The organism is Chromatium okenii (genome assembly GCF_016583745.1).
In the GTDB taxonomy this organism is placed as follows: domain Bacteria; phylum Pseudomonadota; class Gammaproteobacteria; order Chromatiales; family Chromatiaceae; genus Chromatium; species Chromatium okenii.
This window is the reverse complement of the sequence record NZ_NRRQ01000033.1, coordinates 1-21663: the sequence shown is the minus strand read 5'-3', so window position 1 is coordinate 21663 and position 21663 is coordinate 1. Positions and strand designations below refer to the sequence as shown.

12 protein-coding genes are annotated in these 21663 nt (G+C 50.1%); 8 read left to right on the top strand and 4 right to left on the bottom strand.

Annotated features, from left to right (window positions below; translation table 11 throughout):
• Positions 1 to 5: 5 nt before the first annotated feature.
• The 3 genes from CKO12_RS11595 to CKO12_RS11585 all read right to left on the bottom strand — a co-directional run bounded on the left by CKO12_RS11595 (position 6) and on the right by CKO12_RS11585 (position 5692).
• Entirely contained in the window at positions 6 to 2516 is a 2511-nt protein-coding gene (locus CKO12_RS11595) for a tetratricopeptide repeat protein (protein WP_200154905.1), read from the bottom strand.
• Positions 2517 to 2547: 31 nt separating this feature from the next.
• Entirely contained in the window at positions 2548 to 3888 is a 1341-nt protein-coding gene (locus tag CKO12_RS11590) for an HlyD family type I secretion periplasmic adaptor subunit (protein ID WP_200154904.1), read from the bottom strand.
• 61 nt (positions 3889 to 3949) lie between these two features.
• Positions 3950 to 5692: a type I secretion system permease/ATPase gene (locus CKO12_RS11585; protein ID WP_200154903.1), complete on the bottom strand. Its 1743-nt coding sequence runs from the start codon at positions 5690 to 5692 to the stop codon at positions 3950 to 3952.
• Between the two features lie 627 nt (positions 5693 to 6319).
• On the opposite strand from CKO12_RS11585, the gene CKO12_RS11580 reads away from it, so the two are divergent.
• The 5 genes from CKO12_RS11580 to CKO12_RS11560 all read left to right on the top strand — a co-directional run bounded on the left by CKO12_RS11580 (position 6320) and on the right by CKO12_RS11560 (position 20147).
• A complete protein-coding gene (locus tag CKO12_RS11580) occupies positions 6320 to 9988 on the top strand; it encodes a beta strand repeat-containing protein (protein WP_200154902.1) in 3669 nt (1222 codons plus the stop codon).
• Positions 9989 to 10090: 102 nt separating this feature from the next.
• Entirely contained in the window at positions 10091 to 10924 is an 834-nt protein-coding gene (locus CKO12_RS11575; RefSeq protein WP_200154901.1) for an Ig-like domain-containing protein, read from the top strand.
• 211 nt (positions 10925 to 11135) lie between these two features.
• The gene (locus CKO12_RS11570) at positions 11136 to 11873 is read left to right on the top strand and encodes a hypothetical protein (RefSeq protein WP_200154900.1); all 738 of its coding nucleotides are present in this window, start codon (positions 11136 to 11138) and stop codon (positions 11871 to 11873) included.
• Positions 11874 to 11951: 78 nt separating this feature from the next.
• Entirely contained in the window at positions 11952 to 15632 is a 3681-nt protein-coding gene (locus CKO12_RS11565) for a SwmB domain-containing protein (RefSeq protein WP_200154899.1), read from the top strand.
• A gap of 87 nt (positions 15633 to 15719) precedes the next feature.
• On the top strand, positions 15720 to 20147 hold the full coding sequence (locus tag CKO12_RS11560; protein WP_200154898.1) for a beta strand repeat-containing protein: 4428 nt from the start codon (positions 15720 to 15722) through the stop codon (positions 20145 to 20147).
• 6 nt (positions 20148 to 20153) lie between these two features.
• On the opposite strand, the gene CKO12_RS14735 is transcribed toward CKO12_RS11560, so the two are convergent.
• Positions 20154 to 20348 carry a hypothetical protein gene (locus tag CKO12_RS14735; RefSeq protein WP_207146353.1) on the bottom strand — a complete coding sequence of 65 codons (195 nt, stop codon included), beginning with the start codon at positions 20346 to 20348 and terminating at the stop codon, positions 20154 to 20156.
• Between CKO12_RS14735 and CKO12_RS11555 the strand changes: the two genes are divergently transcribed.
• The 3 genes from CKO12_RS11555 to CKO12_RS15420 all read left to right on the top strand — a co-directional run bounded on the left by CKO12_RS11555 (position 20348) and on the right by CKO12_RS15420 (position 21569).
• Positions 20348 to 20545 (top strand): type II toxin-antitoxin system HicB family antitoxin, encoded by a 198-nt coding sequence (locus CKO12_RS11555; protein ID WP_200154897.1) that lies wholly within the window; start codon positions 20348 to 20350, stop codon positions 20543 to 20545. The two genes, CKO12_RS14735 and CKO12_RS11555, sit on opposite strands and share 1 nt — an antisense overlap.
• Positions 20535 to 20711: a type II toxin-antitoxin system HicA family toxin gene (locus tag CKO12_RS11550; RefSeq protein ID WP_200154896.1), complete on the top strand. Its 177-nt coding sequence runs from the start codon at positions 20535 to 20537 to the stop codon at positions 20709 to 20711. The genes CKO12_RS11555 and CKO12_RS11550 overlap by 11 nt, the downstream gene beginning before the upstream one ends.
• A gap of 567 nt (positions 20712 to 21278) precedes the next feature.
• A complete protein-coding gene (locus tag CKO12_RS15420) occupies positions 21279 to 21569 on the top strand; it encodes an IS630 transposase-related protein (protein WP_200154913.1) in 291 nt (96 codons plus the stop codon).
• The last annotated feature ends 94 nt before the right edge of the window (positions 21570 to 21663 follow it).

Here is a 21663-nt window from a genome sequence, read left to right as displayed (position 1 = left end):
ATTCATTATTCAGCCTGCGCATTGCACCATTGCTGCCACATTTCCCGATAAGCCTGCTCGACACGCCGTGAAAAGCCAACTTCATCACAACAAATGCTCGCAGTTAATTCTTGGCGCAGCGTCGCACGAATTGCTGCTAATTGAGTGACATCGGCGGCAAGCGCAACGGCTTTTTCAATATACGCGGCTTCAGTATCGGCGATCCATTCGGGATGACCAGCGCCAGTTAAAATTGAACTACCTAAACGTCCCACACTGGGACGCGCCGCTAAAGTAATAAACGGAATGCCAAAATATAGGGATTCAAATAACGTGGTTCCAGAATTGTGCGGAAAACAATCCAAGCTAATATCAATTCCGCGCAATACGTCCCAAGGCGGACTCTGATAACCAATTTCTAAGCGTTCAGAATCAATGCCATGTGCAGCAAAACGCGCAATTAAATCAGTTTGCATGGCAGTTGAGATAAAATCTTTGCTATTCACAACCAAACGCGCTGTAGGAAGTTGTTGCAACAGCATTGACCACACGCGAATTGTGTGATGATTGATGCGAATTGCCCGCGTGAGAGTGCCAAAGGTGACATAACCGCGAGTGAGCGCCGGTAATGGATTCACTTCGCCTATATCAGGCGTTTGTCGATAAACGTATGCTGGAGTTTTTATGCGCCAAAGTGTTTCAGAAAAGAGATGTTCACTACCGATTGGCGTCATTATTTCATCGGTTAAGAAATAATCAATTGCCGTTAAGCCGGTGGTATACGCATAACCAAGCCAAGACACTGCAATTGGAGCCGGACGATATGCAAACACACCAAGACGATTATTTGAGGTATGACCTGCAAGATCAATTAAAATATCAATGTGATCGGCACGAATTCGCTCGGCAAGTTCCGTATCGCTCAAAGCGCGGGTTGGCACCCAATGCTCCACATAACGACGATAACACTCGGTAATCACATCTTCTTTAACCAATTCGGCATAAGCGGTGACTTCAACTTGCGTTTTATCGTGCTGCGCCAATAACGGCTCTAAAAAATATAAGGTTGAATGTGCGCAAAAATCTGGTGAAATATAGCCAATTTTAAGTCGCCGCTCTGGAGTGCGATCATTGGTGTGTGGTTGCCAATTGCAATGCAATGGTTCAGCAACCCGCTGATTGAATTCTTGATAAACAGCAAAAATCTCTTCAGCACTGCGATCAGGATGATAGTTTATGGAAAACAGCAGAGAGCTATAAATTTTCTTCGACGCATTCACCGCCAATGCTTTTTTATAATCACTAATTGCATCGTCTAACTGATTAAAAGCGCGATTGGTATTGCCACGAATTTCTAACATCTCAGGATTATCTGATGCAATCATCATCGTCAACAACTGAGATGCGATTTGTTGCCGCTGCGCTGGACAATCGTTGCCATATAATTCTAGGGCGCGTTGATACAATGCTGCGGATTCATCTAAACGCCCAAAACGCTGAAACACATTGGCAAGATTAGATAAAATTTCAGGATGATCGGGTTGAATCTGAATAGCGCGTTGTTGTAAATCTAACGCTGCATCCAATTGACCAAGTGCGAGCTGTACGTTACCAAGATTGCTGAGAATTGTTGCATCGTTGGGTTGTAATGCCAATGCGTGTTGATAGCAGTCAAATGCCGCTGTGAATTGTTGCTCGCCACGCAAAATTGCACCGAGCACGAGATACGATTTAACGTGTTGTGGATTCAGCGATAGTGCATGACGACAATAGAGTTTTGCATCTTCGCGTTGCCCTAAACGATAAGAGAGTTTCGCTAAATTATAAAACACCGCTACAAAACGCGGCGCTAATTTAGCAGCGCGGGCGTAATAGAATAAGGCGTCATCAAGTCGCTCTAAATCCTCACAAGCAACGCCTAACGTATTCAAACACTCGGCATCATTGGGATCGCATTGCAATGCTTTTTCCAATGCGACTATTGCGTCTTGGCTGAATTGATTTTGCGCCAACACGGTGCCCAGTATTTTCCAACCTAAGGCATGATGCGGATAACGGCTTGTGAACGTTTGCGCGTATTCTTGCGCAGCATCATCTTGGTGTTGTTCAAATAAAGTAAAGAGCGCATCAATTTCAGTTGCGGTTGGTTCCTGTCTCGGTAATGGCGCAATTGGAGCTGACGTGATGATTTGCACTAAACGCGCTTCTAATTCTGTCGCTGCTGGCGTTTCTAATCCATTCGTTTGCGCTTGGCGAATGACGATTAAAGCATCTTCTGGTCGTCCAGCTAATAACAATCCTTCCGCGAACGCTTGCCAATAGGTGCCAATGTCTGGTGCTAATTCTAGCGCCTGTTGCAAATGTTCCAAGCCGGTTTTAAATGCACCGCGCTCAATTTCTAATACGCCAAGACCATGATGTGCGGCAGCGTGATCTGCATTCTCCGCCAACAATTGTTGATAACCGTCAGCGGCTTGATCTAAATGACCAGCACGATGCTGGGTGATGGTTGCTGTGAATAGCGATTGTGACGTCATTTAATTCTCCGCTGACAGTGATGAAAGGTGGTTATTCTTCTTTTAATCCCAATATCATGCGATCACTAATGGGTTTAATGATGTATTCAAAAAAGGTGCGTTCACCAGTTTTAATCATTACATCTGCTGGCATTCCGGGTAAGAGTGTCAAACCGCGCAGCGTATTCATGCCTTCTGGATTGACTTGAATTCGCGCTAAATAATAGGGCGCTCCAGTGCTCGGATCGGTTAAGCGGTCGCCGGAAATGGTTAATACGGTGCCAAACACTGTTGGGGTGGTGCGTGAATTGAAGGCGGAAAAGCGAATTTCGGCAGATAACCCGGGCAATACTTGATCCACATCAGTGGGTTGTATTCGCGCTTCAACCAATAGCGGTTCACCTTCGGGAATAATGTCTAAAATGGGATCGCCAGAACGCAACACGCCGCCAACTGTATGAATACGCATTCCGACAATTGAACCGGATGATGGTGCATTCACTACCGTGCGCTCTAAGGTTTTTTCTAACGCCCGAATACGTTCGCGCAAATCAGATAAATCGGTTTGCGCAGCTCGCAATTGCTCTACAACATCACTGGTAAATACGCGCCGCACCTGTGCAATTTGTAGTTTTGTTTCACCAATTTGCACTCGCGTGGCGGCAACAGAAGAGAGATGTTCGGCGCGTTCTCCTTCTAGTTCTGCCACCATTCGCTCCCATTCGCGTAAACGACTTTTATCACCTAATCCTTTCGCAAAGAGTTTATGCAGACCTTCAATTTCTTCTTGATAAAGACCAATACGTTTTTCTTTACTCGCTGCCAGTCCAGTTAATCCGCGAATTTGTTCTTCAAGTTGTCCCACGCGCTGTTGTAAAACGTCAACTTCACCGGTCATTGCTTGATGACGCGCTTGGAATACGCGCACCTGTCCGGTCATCGCTTCTTCAACGCGAGGATCGTTTTTAATTGCTAATAAGTCATCGGAAAAAGTGACTTTGCTGACTCCATCGCGCTCGGCAATCAAGCGCAATTCTTCAGCACGGCGGGCGAAAAATTTGCCCCGCGCAATTTCGAGTTGCGCCCGCGCCTCAGTGTCGTCAATCCGCAACAATACTGCGCCTTTTTCTACGGTGTCGCCTTCGCGCACCAAAATTTGGCTGACGATGCCGCCTTCCATGTGTTGCACGGTTTTGCGCGACGATTCAACGGTCACGATGCCGGGAGCAACGGCGGCGCTGTCAATCGGCGCGAATGCTGCCCACACGCTAAAGCCGCCCAAGCCGCCCAGTAACACCAGCATTCCCAAGAGCCGTTCTGGACCGTCGCTGGTGCGCAAGCTGGTGGTGTCCGCTTTCGGTTCGACCGTTTTCGGAATAACGTTAATATCCAAAGTCTTATGCCTTCTAAAAGTGAATGCAGCCCGCCGCAATCCGCAGCGGTACGGCGTTGGGTTAGCCGACTGCCATCGCGGTGCCAACCGCTGAACTGGCGGTGTTGCTGACGCTGGTGGGTTTGGCGAATTGCGACAACACCTGATCGCGGGGCGCGAACAGGTGCAACATGCCTTCGCGCAAAACCAGAATTTTATCGACGCCACTCAACACGTTAGGGCGATGGGTGATGATGAAAACGGTGGAGCCAGCGGCTTTGAGCTGCGCAATGGCGCGTACCAGCGCGGCTTCACCTTGCTCATCCAGATTGGAGTTGGGCTCGTCGAGTACGACCAGCACCGGCTCGCCGTACATTGCCCGCGCTAAACCCAACCGCTGGCGCTGGCCGCCGGAGAGCACTGCGCCGCCGACGCCGACGGGTGTGTCATAACCTTTTGATAAACCAAGAATCATCTCGTGAACGCCGGCGCGTTGGGCGGCCTGTACCACGCGTTCTGGGTCAACGGTGCCGAAGCGGGCGATGTTTTCGCTGACGCTTCCTTCAAATAATTCAATGTCTTGCGGTAAATAGCCGATGTGCGGGCCTAAATCTTCACGGTTCCAGCGGCTGATTTCTGCGCCGTCCAGTCGCACTGTGCCAGCGGCGGTTGGCCACACGCCCAACATGACCCGCGCCAGCGTGGATTTGCCGGCGGCACTCGGTCCAATCACGCCGATGACTTCGCCGGGCGCAACGTCAAAACTGATGCGTTTCAATACTGCGGCAGTCGCGCCGGGCGGGGCGGCGACGACTTCTTGGAAGCTGATTTGTCCAATCGGAGTGGGTAGACGCATGTTGACTGGGCGGGCGGGCACGGATTGCAGCAGAGTTTGCAGGCGACTGTAGGAGGTGCGGGCGGTGAGAAAGCCTTTCCACGCGCCGATCAGCATGTCGATTGGGGCCAGCGCCCGTCCCATCAAAATTGAGCCGGCGATCATGATGCCGGGGGTGACGATTTGTTGAATGGCGAGATACGCGCCGACGCCGAGGATGAGCGATTGGAGGGTGATGCGCACGGTTTTACTGGTGTTGATGAGGAAACCGGCGCGGTCGCTGGCGAGTGCTTGTAGCTTTAACATCTCAATGTGACGCGCCAGCCACCGTTGGTGGACATTTTGCAACATGCCCATGGATTCCAACGCTTCGGCGTTGCGCAAATTGCCTTGCAAATAGTTGTTGCTGGCGACGGCTTGGGCGTTGGCCATTGCCAATGGTTTGCTGGTGATGAGTTCGTTGGTGATGGCGAGAATGATGAGGATGACGGCACCGCCGACGGCGAGCCAGCCGATCAGGGGGTGCATCAAAAATAATACTGCCATGTATAAAGGAATCCACGGGGCATCAAAGAAGCCGAATAGACCGTTGCCGGTGAGAAATTGGCGTAGGGCGGTGAGGTCTTGAATCGGTTGGATGCCGGTGTGTCCGCCGCCGCGTAAATTGGCGTCAAACATGGCGGCAAACAGGCGGCTGTTGAGGTGCATGTCGAGGCGGGCGCTGACGCGGACGAGGATGCGGGAGCGGATGAGTTCGAGTGCGCCCATGAGTGCGTACAGTCCCACCACGAGCAGGGTGAGTACTAATAGCGTCATGGCGCTGCCGCTTGCCAACACTCTGTCGTAAACTTGCAACATGTAGAGTGACGGTACCAACAGAAGCACATTGATGAAGGCGCTGAAAAAGCCGGTATACAAGAATGAGTTGCGGCTGGCTTGTAAAGCTGCTCGCAATTCGTCAACGGGAGGTTGTTGTGGTCGTTTACTCACGGAAAGTTACCAATAAAGGAAGGGAAGCGGGGTAGATGCTTGGTGCGTCTGTGTTAGTCAACATCCTACCAAAATGGGTGGGTGCGGGCGCGGTAGGGTATGGCAACAGCGCATGACACGCCGGCAAAATGGCATCTAAACGATGCGATAAAAAGCAAAAATCCCTGCAAATTCTTACTATACCCTGATAGTCTTCACCTATAGTGTCACGATATAATCGGGCAGAGTCACCGAAAATAATCGTGTGTGATCTGCTGCAAGTGCGTTTGACTGCTGTTGGATGTGTACGCTAATGCGACTAGTGTGGGGAATGACCAGCATCCGCCACACAAAACTTGCGTTCTGGCAACACATGGGTAAAATACAACTCAGGCACGCCCCGTTTTGTAGTGTTTTAACCACAAGCTGATGTTGGCGGTGTTTGTTAATGCGGTGAGATGTCCAGACAAAAAATCGCCGTTGATCACAGTTAGAGGCATTTCAACACTCCGCTATGTTTGAGTCTAAGTACTTTCCCTATGCTTGCGCTTGTGTACGATCTTGGTTGCTGGTAGCGTCCAAACGCACCAACTAATCCGGTTTCAAGGTTTTTGTCTTTTGTCACCCAACCCTTAAGGAATCCTAATCATGGCTCTTCAGACTTTCCAAGAAAATTTTTATTTGACCCAGAATCCTGACGTGTTCGCAGCGGTGCGCGACGGTCTGATGACTGCTGAGGAACATTACGTCAAGTACGGCGAACTGGAGGGGCGTCAGCCAAACCCATATTTCAATCCAGCCGGTTATATGGAGGTAAATCAGGATGTCGTGCCAGCGGTTGCGAGTGGCATTTTCAGCAGTTTTCTGTCGCATTTTGAACTAAATGGCGCAGGTGAAGGACGTTCCCCCGGTGCTGACACCTTTAACGAAGCCAACTATCTTGCAGCAAATGAAGATGTTAAGGCTGCTGTTGACGCTGGAGATTTGAATAGCGGTTATGAGCACTATGTTCTTTATGGTGCTATCGAAGGTCGTGCTAATGGAATCGCTGAGAATCCTGATCCTACACAAGGTCAAACCTTCACGTTGACAGTTGCTCAGGATTTGTTCCCTGAACAGTCTGCTGCTGGTAACGCAGGAGCTGATGTGATTCGCGGTGTTGCTGGTCAGTTTGAAGGTGCACAGGATCAGACCACGCTGAATTCTTCAGACATTCTTGACGGCGGCGCGAGCGACGCAGATAAGTTGGTCGTTAATATGACCGGCACACAATATCTCGGCGGTGCGACGGTTAAAAACATTGAGACGTTACAGATTGGTACTAACTTGACCAATCTGGAAGTTGCGTTCGACATGAACGTGAACCAAGGTTCTTACGAGGTCACCAGCGTCAATAAGTTGGTGTATGACCAGATCACAAACACTGAGACGCTGGTAGTACAAAACGTTGTACCAGTTGCAGTTGGTGATGTAGCACCCGACATGGTTTGGGCAAATGAAAACGGCTCTGCAGCTGGCACAATTGCCACGACTTATCGGCAGGCTACCATTGATGGAACTGCTGACAATCAGACAGTAGAGTTGATCAATGTTGATGCCACCCAACATGTTATTGATGGTGTTTTGGCAATTGGAGGCGGGATGGAGCAACTCACCATCATCTCGTCAGGTGAGGTTGCACAGAACACTTTGAACAATAGCGATGTTGAGATTGCCTCGATCTCTTATGGCGACACCGGAAGTCGTAACGATAACGGCGCCGACCTGCTTTCAAAGGAATCGCTGACTTCAGTCGTACTGAAGGGTGCAACTGCAATTGGTGAAGGCGCGGATGTTATTGGTTCGGACATAGAAACAATCGGAGATGTCACTCCAGAATGGGTAGCGCGTGAGTGGACTGGCTTAACTGATCGTTGGGCGAGTGTTTATCGCGCACCTTCAATTGACGGCGGAATTGTAGCTAGTGACGACGGTGGTATTTCCAATAGCTTTGGCGATGGAACCGCTTCCAATTTGTTATCGGTTGGTTCACGGGTTACTAAGGTAGATGCGTCAGAAATGACTGCAAACACTTTCGTGCGTTTTGCTGCTAAAAGCGATGAATCTGCTTCTGACAAGACGTTTATCGGTGGCACTGCCAATGACTACGTTGAGTTTGAAAACGGCAACGTCACGGCAACCGGTAATACTGGTGATGATACCTTTGCGTTTATCAATGGTCAGCCCAATTCTACCTTTGGTGAGAATGATGTTCTGACGGGTAGTGAAGGTTCCGACACCATTCTGTTGGGCATGAACGGCTTTGGTGATTACACCGTTGCACAAACGGAATTCCGCAACAAGACCGCTATGGATGTCTTGGATCTGCGCGGAAATACCAGCAATGTAACCCTGTCCTCTGAATTTGTGAGCAGTGCTGATGAAGGGCGAATTACCGTTCACACGGATCGCATTGTACGGACGGCGCTGGATAACAATGCAAACTTAGCGACGCATTCGGACGAAGAAGATAATTCAGTACACATCGTTGATTTGACCTTCTTGGGGGCTGCTGACGGCATCACCTTCCATGGTGGTTCCGGTAGTGATCGTCTTGTCCTCAACGATGCAACCTTCAATGTGCAGCAAGTGCTTGATGGCGGCGTCTTCACTGATTATTCCAATCGCACCGGATTCCAGGCTAACACTGAGGATTATGATACCCTGACTGTGATCACCAATGGTGAGCAGGTGGTACTTGATGCGCAGGATTTAAGTCAGATCACCAATTTCAACGGCCTGATTCTGACAAAGAATTCCGAGACGGCAAGTTATAGCATCACGTTGACGCGTAGTTTCTTAGCTGTGAATACGCTGGAACTGGATGATGCGACGAACACCAATATCGATGACACTATTTTCCAAGTTGGTACTATCGCGGCAGCAAATCAGTCGATATTGAGCACTGGCGATACGGTTATGATCGATGTTTCTGATTTGTTGAGCATTACCAACAACGCAAAATCAACGCCCGGATTCATTCCAGGTTTTGATGTCAAATCGTTAACTGAGCTTGGGGTTAATCCAATTTTCTTAGGCAATGGTGGCGAAGAGGTTGCGCTGACCACTCTTGAAGAGCTTGGATTGGTCAGATATGACGACGCTGTACCGCGCAATGATGTGCTGGTATCCGCGCCCAATGTGAAGGATTTGCAAGGCAATACTTTGACTGCACAAGCTGCGGGTTTTGATACCACGAGCGGATTCTTGTTGTCAGGTGGACTGGCTACGGCTCAAGACGACGTGTTGAATACCACTGCTGAGTATTGGGTTGGCTCGAAAGTGAATATGGCAGGCGGCACTGACACGCTGAACATTCTCGATGATGCAGCAGGCGTGGACGCTTCTAAGGATATTACAGGAGCGGCAGTACTCACTGCAGATGCAGCAGAAATCGTCAACCTCAAGGGCGGCGCAACAGGTCTTGGATTCACTAACGCCAATGGCGCGGGATTTGAGGTGAATACCAGTGTGGCTGCCGTTGTTCATCTGGGCAACCTTGGACAGATTTTCAACGGTTCTGTACAAGGTGATTTCGTTACTGGTGGTACGGGTAACGATTCAATCGATGCCGGTGCGGGCGACGATGCCATCGTAGATGGTCTGGGCGACGACTCGATTGATGCGGGTGCAGGTGCTGATGTGGTTGACATCACTGTCGGTGATGACATTGTCAATATGGGAGACGGCGATGGCGATGTGCTGCGCGTGACCCTGAGCGGCAATGATGTTGCGAATCTCGGCGCGGGCGCTGATGATGGCGCGGATAATGTCGTGATTCTGAATACTAATTCGGGAGATGTGAAGCAAGTCGATGATGATTTAGTCACCATCAACGACTTCAGCATTGCCAGCGATAAGCTCATCATGGCATCTACGGCAAACAATGCTGTTGTTGCAACTTCCTATGGCACCTTTATCAATGATGCTGTGAACGGTGAACTTGCCATTGATGCCAGTATCTTGGAAATCAGCTCTGCCAAGTACCAATACACTGGTGAACAACCAGATGAGGGCACCTTGCTGTCATTTATTAGTGATTCCATGAAAGAGACCGCTGCCAATGGCGCAGTGATCACTGTGGTTGTTTATAACGGCGATGGTTCTAATGGTCTTGTGAACGCAGCGATTCTCCAGATGCAGGAATTAGTTACTGACGATGATGCGGATATTGCCACTGGCGCTGACGCTGCTGGACAACAATTCGACAACATTGAATTGGTTGGCATTGTCACTAACGTAGCGGCAGACTCATTTACTGCGGCGAACTTCGCTTAATAGTCTGTGGTTTAGTCCTTCCTCAATTTGAGGAAGGATTACTGACTAAATCACTTCACCCTTTCAATAAACCGATCTTTTTCCATTATATGGGCAAATAACATGGCTACTACTACCGATTTGAAATCCCTTTTGAACAGTCCTCTCAGTTCTTATTCTGCTGTTATCGATAATTTAGCTGCAGGAGATACAAGTGGTCTTTTTAATCTTACCAAAGCGGCATTGGTTTTGGGAAATTTTTACAATGACGCTCCCGTTTTATCTGGCCTTGCGGATACGAATATCACCACTGATCAAAATCTTGAGTTGAAGTTCAGCGAGCCTGTAACAGCTATTACCGGCGACATTATAGTTTGTGATTCTGCAAATAAAGTGGTTGCTACGGTTCCTGTGACTGACAAAGCTGTCACTGGTTCTGGCTCTTCATTAATAACAGTTGATCTGCCTAATGATTTAGCAGCAGGAGAATATTGTGTCAAGGTTGATGTAGGCGCTTTCCAAGATGCCGACCTTCGTGATTACACATCGACTGATGTGATTAATTTCACTGTGAGTGCGGCGGGTACGGGTGGGGAGACGGGCACGGGTGAAACTAATGATGTATCTCTGGATACTTTAGGAAGCGCCACTGATCCAGTAACTTTGGATGAAACTGGCGCATTCAATTTCACCGATAACGCCGCTGATGCCAAGGGTAATAATGTCATCATTACTGAGTTTGGAGCGGATGATTCAATCACAATCACTGGTGCGACTGCCGAACAATATGATGATGGCGTTATTGGCTCCAATGAGGCGGGTGATGTTTCTATCACCTTCAACAACGACGGCATCTTGCATCAAATTACGCTCACTGGAGTTGCTGCGGGTGCAGGATTAGTCTTTGATGTCAATAGCTTTAACGCCTTGCCTGTTGGTGATCTAATCTTCAGTTGATCTTGATTTAAGGGGGAAATGAAAGTTTCTCCCGTTTTTAAGTAAAGTGGAGATAGTGAATTGTTCACTGTCTCTACTTGAGATAGATTAAAACAGGTTAAAAACGTAAACTGTTCGCTTGTGAGTTTAAAACTTTTATATTTTTTGAAGTAAAAAATCTCACAACACTGGTTTCAATATTTTTATATGTAAAACTTTGGAGATTAGACGTATGGCAAGATTACTCCTGACATCAGAAGATAATGCTAAAACTGTCCCGCTGACTGGAACGCTTTTTTGGGATGTTGTTGGTTCGGCACGAGTTGATCTTTTCGAAGTCCAAGCGGGAACTGCTGCATCTATTTTGGGGGGCGCGGGTAAAGATTTATTTCGTTTGCTTGGCAACCAAACTGATTACAGCGTTTATCAAGCCAGCTCGAACGTTGTCTTTACGCACCAATCAACAGGGGAAACGGTCACAATCAAGTCGCTGAGTGCAACTGGTGACGAGATTGCTTTTGTGGATACTGCTCCTATTAGTCTGAAAATCACGGGCGGAGCGTTGATGCTTGGCGAGCAGTTGTTGACGCCAACCCCTAGCCCAATTACAACAAGCACGGATACCGCTGATAGCAACTTCAGCTTGGATGGTAAAGGAACAGCTGTTGTTCCCGTGGAGATTGATGCCAGTGAAAGTGCTTTTGTTTTCACTGATTTGGTATCGACGTCTAACAATGTTTCCCTTCTAAATTTCACGGCAGACGATGAAATCATCATTTTTGGCGCTACCGCGAGTGATTATGATGACGGAGTCATTGGTACGAATGAAGCCGGCGACATTGCAATCACTTATAACCAAGCTGGGATACTCAATCAGATTACGCTTCTTGGCGCAGTAACTGATACCTCTCTCGTTTTTGACGTCACTTCATTCAACGCTCTTCCCATCGGCAATTTAGTTTTTGGTTAATGGTTCTTAAAACACCATTGGTTAAAAACATTCCTGTCACTCAATTCATCCTCAAAGACAGCAGTTGGAGAATATTTCATGGCAAGTATCCTTACACTCGATAGTAGTGCGGCAAAAAATCCCATTAACGTTCCGGTTTTATCGGGCGAGCTGATCATCAACGGCACGGCTGAACTTGAAACGTTTGTGGTTCCAGTTGACGCAAATGTCAAAATTAACGCTGGGGGTGAGGTTGACGTCATCAAATTTGTTGGTGGCGCATCTGAGTACTCCGTACACAGTGACGGTACTGATGTCCTGTTTACAAACAAAAGCTCTGGCACCGTCATTACAGTAGCGAAAGTGGGAACGTCTGGTGATCAGGTGCAATTCGGCACCACCGGTTTACCTACCGCGTTGAAAATTGTCGATGGCGCCATTGTTCTTGGCGAAGGAGAGTCGGCTCAAATTGTCACCACAGTTGATGCAGGTGTGACTGGCGCTACGGGTACGACTGGACCCGCTGATGAAGATGCTCCGGTATTCATCAGTGCAACGGTTGTAGACAACACGTTGATCATGTCCTATTCAGATATCAGTGCGCTTGCCGCTGCGACCAAGCCTGATGCAAGTGCTTTTGTCGTGCAGACAAATGACACCATTAACGATGTGACTGCTGTTACTGTGGATGCCGCTGCTAAGACCGTCACCTTGACGTTGGCGACTGCGGTTGTCTTTGGTGAGACGGTTAAGGTTTCCTACTTTGATTCGACCGAAAGTAATGATGCTAAGGCGATTCAAGATACGTCCGGCAATGATGCGGCGACTCTTATTCAAGGAGCGGTCGTCAATGCAACATTAGAAAAAGATGACGTTGCTCCGGTTTTTGTGAATGCCCTCGCAGAGGGTAAAACCCTGACCTTGAATTATAACGAAGCACTTGATGCCGCAAACTTGCCGGCTGATAAGTTATTTGTAGTTCAAGTTGACGGGGTGACGACTTCCATTGACGAAGTGGCTGTTGTGGATAGCGCAGTCGTGCTGACGTTAGCGAGTGCGGTAAGTCCTGATGCAGCTGTCACGGTGTCTTACCTTGACCGGAATGCCACTAACGACATCAACGCGATTCAAGATGCGTCCGGCAATGACGCGGCTTGGTTTATCGGTGCGGCTGCTGTCACTGCGCCACCAAACGAAGCTCCAGTTGTCGATGCAGGTAGCTTCACCGTTGCAACTGACGGCACCGAAGTGGGCGCGGTCACGGCAACTGATCCAGAAGGGACTGCTGTTACCTATGCAATTGCTGAAGATGGCAGTAATCCAGACGAAGACGGTGAGAATGGCGTTGCATTCAGCATTGATCCCAACAGCGGCGTATTGATGGTCAACGATCCAGCAGAATTAGTCGCTGGTGAAACCATCATGCTGACCGTTGAAGCGACTGATGCTGACGGAATCGTTGGCACGGGTACGGTGACGGTTGAAGTGACTGAGCCAGTTGAGCCACCAAACGAAGCTCCAGTTGTCGATGCAGGTAGCTTCACCGTTGCAACTGACGGCACCGAAGTGGGCGCGGTCACGGCAACTGATCCAGAAGGGACTGCTGTTACCTATGCAATTGCTGAAGATGGCAGTAATCCAGACGTTGACGGTGAGAATGGCGCGGCATTTACCATTGACGCTAATAGCGGCGCGTTGACGGTGAACGATCCAGCAGAATTAGTCGCTGGTGAAACCATCACGCTGACCGTTGAAGCGACTGATGAAGCCGGTCAAGTTGGCACTGGTACGGTCACGGTTGCTGTCACTGCGCCAGACACCACAGCGCCAGTGATCACCTCCGAAGCGACTGCTGAAGTCATTGAAAATCAGAACGTGCTGTATACCGCAACGGCAACGGATGACAGCGAACCGGTGACATACCAGTTGGTTGAAGGCGTTGGTGATGCGGCATTGTTGACGATGACGGACGGTGTGGTGACGTTGGCAGATGGCAACTTGGACTTCGATGCGGCTGACGCGCAGACGAGTTACACCTTCCAAGTCACTGCTACTGACAGCGCCGAGACGCCGAATACGTCTGATCCGCTTGATGTGACAATCACAGTGACGAATGAGGAGACTGACGATGTTGTGGTAGTACCTGACACCACCGCGCCAGAGTTCACTTCATTGGCGACGGCTGATGCGATCGAAAACCAAAGTGTGCTGTACACGACAACGGCAACGGATGACAGCGAACCGGTGACATACCAGTTGGTTGAAGGCGTTGGTGATGCGGCATTGTTGACGATGACGGACGGTGTGGTGACGTTGGCAGATGGCAACTTGGACTTCGATGCGGCTGACGCGCAGACGAGTTACACCTTCCAAGTCACTGCTACTGACAGCGCCGAGACGCCGAATACGTCTGATCCGCTTGATGTGACAATCACAGTGACGAATGAGGAGACTGACGATGTTGTGGTAGTACCAGACACCACAGCGCCAGTGATCACCTCCGAAGCGACTGCTGAAGTCATTGAAAATCAGAACGTGCTGTATACCGCAACGGCGACGGATGACAGCCAACCCGTCACCTATAGTTTGGAAGGTGCTGACGCGGCATTACTGGCTATTGATGCTGACGGTGTCGTGACCTTGGTTGACGGCACTTTAGACTTTGATGCTGCCGATGCGCATACCAGCTACAGCTTTGATGTAGTTGCTACGGATAGTGCGGAGACTCCGAATACTTCGGCAGCGTTCGCAGTTGCTGTCACTGTGACTGATGACGTGACCGATAACCCAACTTACGCGATCACCGCTCCGACTCCGGCGACTGTCAATGAAGGTGCAACAGCAACCTTTACGGTAGCAACCACCAATGTTGCTGACGGTGAGCTGGCTTACACCTTGAGCGGCGCTGGCATTGAAGCAGCCGATGTCACCGGCGGCTTGACTGCTAAGGCAACTGTGACTGCTGGTGTGGCAACGATTGCAGTTGCGCTGGTAACTGATGCGCTTGCAGCTGAAACCGATAAGCTGGTTGTGACGCTGGACGCAGATACGACCAAGACCGCAACGGTTGACGTGATTGATACCACGCCGACTTATGCCATTGCACCGACAGTAATTGGCACCATCTCAGTCAATGAAGGTGCGACAGCCAGCTTCACGGTGACGACAACCAATGTTGCAAATGACACGGCGCTGGCTTACGCCCTGACCGGCATTCAGGCAGAAGACCTCAAAGGCGTTGATGCGAATGCTGACGATGACAGTAATCCGTTGACGGGTTCGGAGAAGGTCGTTACCGATGCAGTCACTGGCGTTGGCACAGCAACAATCACCGTTGATCTGTTGAAAGATGCAACGCTAGCTGAGACCGATAAGCTGGTTGTGACGCTGGATGCAGATACGACCAAGACAGCGACTTTGGCAGTGATTGACATGACAGGGGTGTACACGCCGTCTGCTGTAACCGCCGCTAACGACGCTGCAACGCCGGTCTTCGACGCATCTACTGATGCGTTCAGCTTCGGGATCACAGCAGGCACCTACACCTATAACATCAGTGGTTTTAGTGATGATGACCAGCTTGATTTCCCAGTGGGTAATGAAGCGTCAATCAACAACAGCAGTTTCAAAGACGATGCGGTTGATCTGACATGGGCATCGTCGTCTACCGGACAAACTGTCACGATCCATCTCTCCGGTTTGGCTACTGGTCTGGACAAGAGCTTGAATTCAGTTGCCAATTTCAACACCGTCTTCTCTGGTGCCGACGCGATCATCTAATGTGGTGATGCACTAACTTCATAGCTGCCGCTGTTCTGGCGGCAGCTAAACAAGCCGATTTGATTGTTAATCCTCTGGAGAATTTTCATGGCGCAAGTCTATCTTGAAGCAACTGACAACACATTTACCCTGAGTAATGCAGCGACGGTTTATGGCGCGGCAGGTGTTCAAAAGTTGATCGTGAATGAAGGCGTTACTGGCGTGCTCTTCGATCAGCTCGTGGAGCGCGTTGATCTGCCCGGTTCTTTTTCTTCTTTTACTTATAAACAAGCTGGTAATGGGTTGCTGGTCTATTCGGGTGCAACGTTGGTCGCCACGATTCCGTTGCAGGATGACGGCACCCAAATCGTGACCTCGGCTGGCAGTGTGACCGCTTTGTTGAACACTGAAGGAGTGATAACTCTCGGCGGCACTCCGGTGAGCGATGTGGCACCGGGTGCGGTAGTGCCGCTGCCGGCAGCAATTGATACGTCCGTGACCACTGGTTCGTCTTTTGTGCCAGTGCCGACATTCACCATCACAGGTCCTAAAGACGCAGTGTTGGAAGGAACGAGCGCGGTTTATACGGTTAATTTGAGCAGTGCGCAGACGACCACCACCACCGTTAAAGTGGCGCTGGGTGGTACGGCAACGCTGAGTACTGCAACGGTTGCAGGCGATGTTGGCACCGCTGCGAGCAATATGACGGCAACGGGAGCAACGCTGGCTGCTGATGGCACGCTGACGTTTGCGCCGGGCTTAACCAGTGCCCAGATCACGGTTCCCGTCAACTTCGATACGACGGTTGAATCCGGCGAGACCTTAATCGCAACGTTGTCGAATCCCAGCTCTGGCGTGGTGTTGGGAACAGGTGCAAATTCAGCCACCACGCTGCTGGAAGATGCCAAGCAGCCAACCTTTACCTTGACTTCAAGTGCCGCTGCAAGCACAGCAATCCAAGAAGGCAACGTCATTACGTTCACGGTGACGCCAACAGGCGTGGTGGTGAACCCCACGACGATGACGCTAAATCTGACTGCACCCAAAACTCCGATAACGGGTGTGAGCTCGGCAGATGCGCCGGACTTTACGCCGAGCGCCACCGAGGTGAAATTCGCGCCCGGTGAAACGGCTCCAAAAACAGTGAACGTGACGGTTGCGACTGATACAACAATCGAAGGGCTGGAAGCCTATGACGCGAATCTGTTGGCAACCGGGACGAGTGGCTTGGCGACAATTAGCACGGTCAACGGTCTGATTAACGATCCAGTGCCAGCGTTGACGTTGATCGCAGATAAAACGGCGGTCGATGAAGGCGGCAGTGTGGTCTATACCGTGACCTCAACGCTGGATGCGCCCATCACTGGCATCACTGTGCCGTACGCGTTGACCGGTACCGCAACTGCCGGTAGTGATTACAGCGGCACGGCAACCGGCAATATCGTGATCGCGGCAGGCTCGAAAACCGGTTCGGTGACGGTGAATACTATCGCGGATAACGTTAATGATGATTATGCGGCCGATACGCTGATCATGAATCTGGGCACGCCGTCCAATGGCACGATCACCACCGGCACGGCGACGACGACCATCAATGACACCAGTAAGGCTCTGGGCGCAGCAGAAATCGCGCTGTCGGGTGCGGCAAGCGTAGATGAAGGCGGCGATCTGGTTTATACGGTGACACGCGGTTCGGCAGTGGCAACGGGTTCGACCTTGACCATCCCTTATGCGTTGACGGGTAACGCTACCAACGGCACGGATTACACCGGCAGCGCCGCGACTGGCAATCTTGTGATGGCAGCAGGCGCGAGTTCCGCTTCCTTAACGCTGAAAGTGACCAACGATAGCCTGACGGAAGCCACCGCAGAAAACATCATTATGACGCTCGGCACGCTGCCCGCCGGTACCTCCGTTGCGGCTGGACGTCCTAGCACAATTACGACGGCAGTGAATGACACCAGCAAGACGATAATCGGTGAGACCGGTACGCTGACAACACTCGCCACCGATAGCGTGCTCAATAAAACCACCATCAACGGTGTGTTGGATACCATCGGCGCGACGACCAATCGCACTTGGCATGTCTCCGATACCATTTCTGGTACTGCCGCTGCATCCGATGCGCTGAATGCCATCGTGCTCGGTAATTCGACTGCGAGCACCATCGATACTTACGCTGGTTTGGCTACTTCCCTGATTGAAAACTTCAATTTCCGTTATATCGACAACAGCGATACTGCCACAGGCGCGAATATTGATGCGTCGGGCTTGAGCGGCGCGGCGAAATTGGCGGTCAGCGGCAGCACAATCAACGGGACGACCAACAGCGATACCTTCACCATCACTAATGCGGTGGCGACGGCAGCAGCAGAAGTCTCCAACAATTCTAGTTTGTTGAATGTGAAGTTTGATAACGCGGGCACGGCATCAACCGCAGATTCCATGAAGTTGGTCACCAGCGGTGGCAGCACCGGCACCGTGACACTCGATGACTTGGTGAACAATGGTTTTGTGACGGTCAATGTGACCACCGAAACCGCTGCGTCAACGCTGAAAGGTTTGGATGCTGGTTCGACGTTTACAACGCTGAATGTGAGCGGTAATCAGGGTTTGACGATCACGGATGCGTTGCCAACCACGCTGACGACGCTCAACGCAGGTGCCAATTCGGGCGCAGTGAAGCTGACGACAAACTCCAGCACGTTGACGGCTGCCGGCGGCACCGGCACGACGGATGTGTTGACGCTGAACACGATCCCAACTACTGGCGCGATTTCTGGCTTTGAAACGGTGGTGGCGGGTGCGGCAGCGTCGGCTCTTAATCTGGCGGCTGTGACCGGTGCGACCAAGTTGGGCGTGGCTTCTGGCTTGACCAGTGCGGCGTTTACCAATGCGGCGGCAACGACCAATACCATTCATCTGTCCGGCAGCTATCAGCCCAACGGTGCGGCGCTCACCACCGACAAAAGTTTGACCACCGGCACGGTTGCTTACACGCCAGTGAGTTTGTCAACGGCGGCGGGCGATACGTTGACGATTGCGGTGGATAACGGCGGTACGGCGAACACCGGCACTTATACGGCTGGCGCAGTCACGGCAAACAATGTGGAAAGCCTGACTTTGACTACTGCTGACTGGACGGCAGTGACGTTGGGCGGTATTACGCAGCTGACAGTTGCGGATACGGTTGCGGGTTCGATGACTGTATCCGGTGCGGCAAATCTGATACTGAACACGGTGAACATCACTGGCAGTTCAGCTATTACCACCGATACTTACAACTTCGGCGGCGTAGCCGGCACTCTGAATACAACCATCGGCGATACCGGCAATGCCAGCGTTACTGGTGCGGCTGGCGCGGATACGTTGACGACAACGGCGATGGCCGACGCTGCTACGACGACGGTAACAACCCAAACCTTCAATCTGGGCACTGGTGATGACGTTATTAAAATCTTTGCGGATGTCACGGTAAACGAAACCGCAACGATGGGCGCTGACAAGCTGATCCTCAACGGTGAAGCAGGTAATGACACGTTCGAATATGCTACCCAAGCCAATGTCAATGATGATTTGATCACCATTGCCGGCGGACTGGGCACCGATACGCTGAAGCTGACCGCCGCCGCAGGCTTGGGTCCAGTAGCAACTGTGTCTGGTGTGGAGGCGATCACTTTCGCTAATACCGCAGATGCAACGACTGATTTAACTTGGACGGCTGGCGCGACCGACATCGTGACCATCACTGATGTTTCTGGGGCAGCTCAAACCCTGAATATCTCCGTCGCTGCAACTGATACCGCTGCGCTGAATACGAGCAACTGGGTCTTCCAAGGCTGGGCCGATGATGTTTTGAGCGTTACCGGCGGTAGCGGAGCGGATACGCTGAAAGGGACAGCAAGTTCAGCTGCGGATACTTTCAAGGGCATGGGTGGCGCAGATACGATCAATGCTAGTTTGACAGCTGCTGCTGCCGGCGGTGCTGACAGCATTTATGGCGGCGCGGGCGATGACACGATCAACATCACCAACAATACCGATGACGTGAAGATTCATCATGCTGGGTATGCAACAGATGGTGTCGATACGGTGACGGGCTTTGTGGGTGGCAATGCCGAGGATATTCTGATCGTCACCAGTTCTTTGATCACGGCTGTTGGCGGTAAAGGAACAGATGGCAATGCTGCTACTTACGCTGCATCCGCTGTTTTAGCAGCAGCAGCAGATACAGCGGCAGCAGATGCTACTGCTGGGGCTATCTGGAAAGTGGCAGAAACGATAACAAGCGGATCAACTGCGGCGACTGCGATAGCTAATGCGGTGACTGAACTCCATGATGGCGCTGCTGATTTTGCCGCCAACTTCCAAGCTGGTGAAGGTGGTTTGTTGGTGATGAGTGATACCGTGAATACGTTTGTATTTGAGTACAAAGCGGATGCCACTCCTGCAACAACAACAGCGGCAGATCTGACGCTGATCGGTATCTTTGACCTGAGTCTCTTCACCAGTGCTCATGCCGATAACTTCGGTTAAACCGCGTTAGTTGGGTTGCGCCGCGAGGCGTGAGCCGTTGAGGGAATGAAAATGCCCGCCGCTTGATTGAAAAATCGGGCGGCGGGTTTTTTGTGGGTTGCGCTTGCGGGCGTAACCTGAAAGCAGTAGATTAAACCCTGCTCCGCTATTGATGGCGGAGTGGGGTTTTTTCTTTCCGTAAATTTGAAGGTGAATTGACAATGAGCCATAAATTGAAGGTGATTTATTGGAAAAGCACCCACTTTTGGTTGGGTAAATTACTTGAATACCCAGAAATTATGACACAAGGAGAAACTCTCGAAGAGCTTGAGGAGAATCTGATAGATGCCTATCGGTGCATTGTATTAGATGATGTGCCAGAGCATTACGAGATCAAGGAATTGAGTTATGAAGCGTAATGAGTTAATTCGTTTGTTATTAGTAGCGGGTTGTGTTTTACATCGCCATGGTCGCCGCCACGATGTTTATCACAATCCTGCAACGGGCCAAAAACAACCCGTGCCAAGACATGCGGATATTGATGAACATTTAGCAAATCACATTAAAAAACATTTAGCCAAATAGCAGCGTCGGTTGGGTTGCCGCTGTTTGACGACCCAACTTCTCACCCACCGCTTCAACCTGACTGAATGAACCGCCCTCGGGAAACTGGGGGCGTTTTTGCTGAGTAACCGTCCTAATAATTTGTTCGTGTTGTTTATGTTGCTGTTGCTTTACCCGCTAAATTTTCCACAACTTCAATTTAATATGGTGATTGACATGTCTGGACGCCCCGTAAAATTTCCTAGCCCGATGGGTTGCACTTTAGATACCCCTTATGTTCATATCGATAAAGCCAAGATCATCCGGCTTTTCAATCAGAGTGGTGGCAATGCCAATTATTAGATTTGTACCCATCGTTGTAACATATTGTTTTATAAGCATTATAGTCGATCCAACATAAAATGAGTTATAAACTAAGGTGGTAAAAACACATGACTTATTCTATTGATTTTCGTCGTCGAGCATTAGAACTAAAAGAAAAGCTTAATCTTACTAGGAGTTACGCAGTTGAAAGTTAAGTCATTGATTTTTATGAAAACGCGATCATACACTGCACAAACCAAGTTTCAATAAAATCAGGCACTTAGCATCCAACTGCGTAACTCCTATCTTACTTATAGTGAAGCCGCTCATAGGCTAGGAGTCGGACCTGCAAGTTTAGCTCGTTGGAATAAAGAACTGGAACCGCAAAAGCATCGTAATAAACCTCCAACTAAAATTAATACGGATCATCTTTTAAAAGATGTTGAAATGTATCCCGATGCCTACCTTCAGGAACGAGCTGATAGATTGCAAGTGAGTAAGAGTGGTATTGGCACAGCGTTGGGAAGATTAGGCATTAGTCGTAAAAAAAACATTTTCTCATCCCAAGGTAAATGATCAAGCACGTTTTTCATTTCAAGAACGCATAGAAACCCATAAAAGTCATGGAAAAACAATAGTTTATATTGATGAAAGTGGGTTTGCTAATGAT

Bases quoted from the DNA above. Each gene is read 5' to 3' on its own strand.
- CKO12_RS11595 (WP_200154905.1), bottom strand. From the start codon at position 2,516: ATGACGTCACAATCGCTATTCACAGCAACCATCACCCAGCATCGTGCT.
- CKO12_RS11580 (WP_200154902.1), top strand. From the start codon at position 6,320: ATGGCTCTTCAGACTTTCCAAGAAAATTTTTATTTGACCCAGAATCCT.
- CKO12_RS11575 (WP_200154901.1), top strand. From the start codon at position 10,091: ATGGCTACTACTACCGATTTGAAATCCCTTTTGAACAGTCCTCTCAGT.
- CKO12_RS11570 (WP_200154900.1), top strand. From the start codon at position 11,136: ATGGCAAGATTACTCCTGACATCAGAAGATAATGCTAAAACTGTCCCG.
- CKO12_RS11565 (WP_200154899.1), top strand. From the start codon at position 11,952: ATGGCAAGTATCCTTACACTCGATAGTAGTGCGGCAAAAAATCCCATT.
- CKO12_RS11560 (WP_200154898.1), top strand. From the start codon at position 15,720: ATGGCGCAAGTCTATCTTGAAGCAACTGACAACACATTTACCCTGAGT.
- CKO12_RS11555 (WP_200154897.1), top strand. From the start codon at position 20,348: ATGAGCCATAAATTGAAGGTGATTTATTGGAAAAGCACCCACTTTTGG.
- CKO12_RS11550 (WP_200154896.1), top strand. From the start codon at position 20,535: ATGAAGCGTAATGAGTTAATTCGTTTGTTATTAGTAGCGGGTTGTGTT.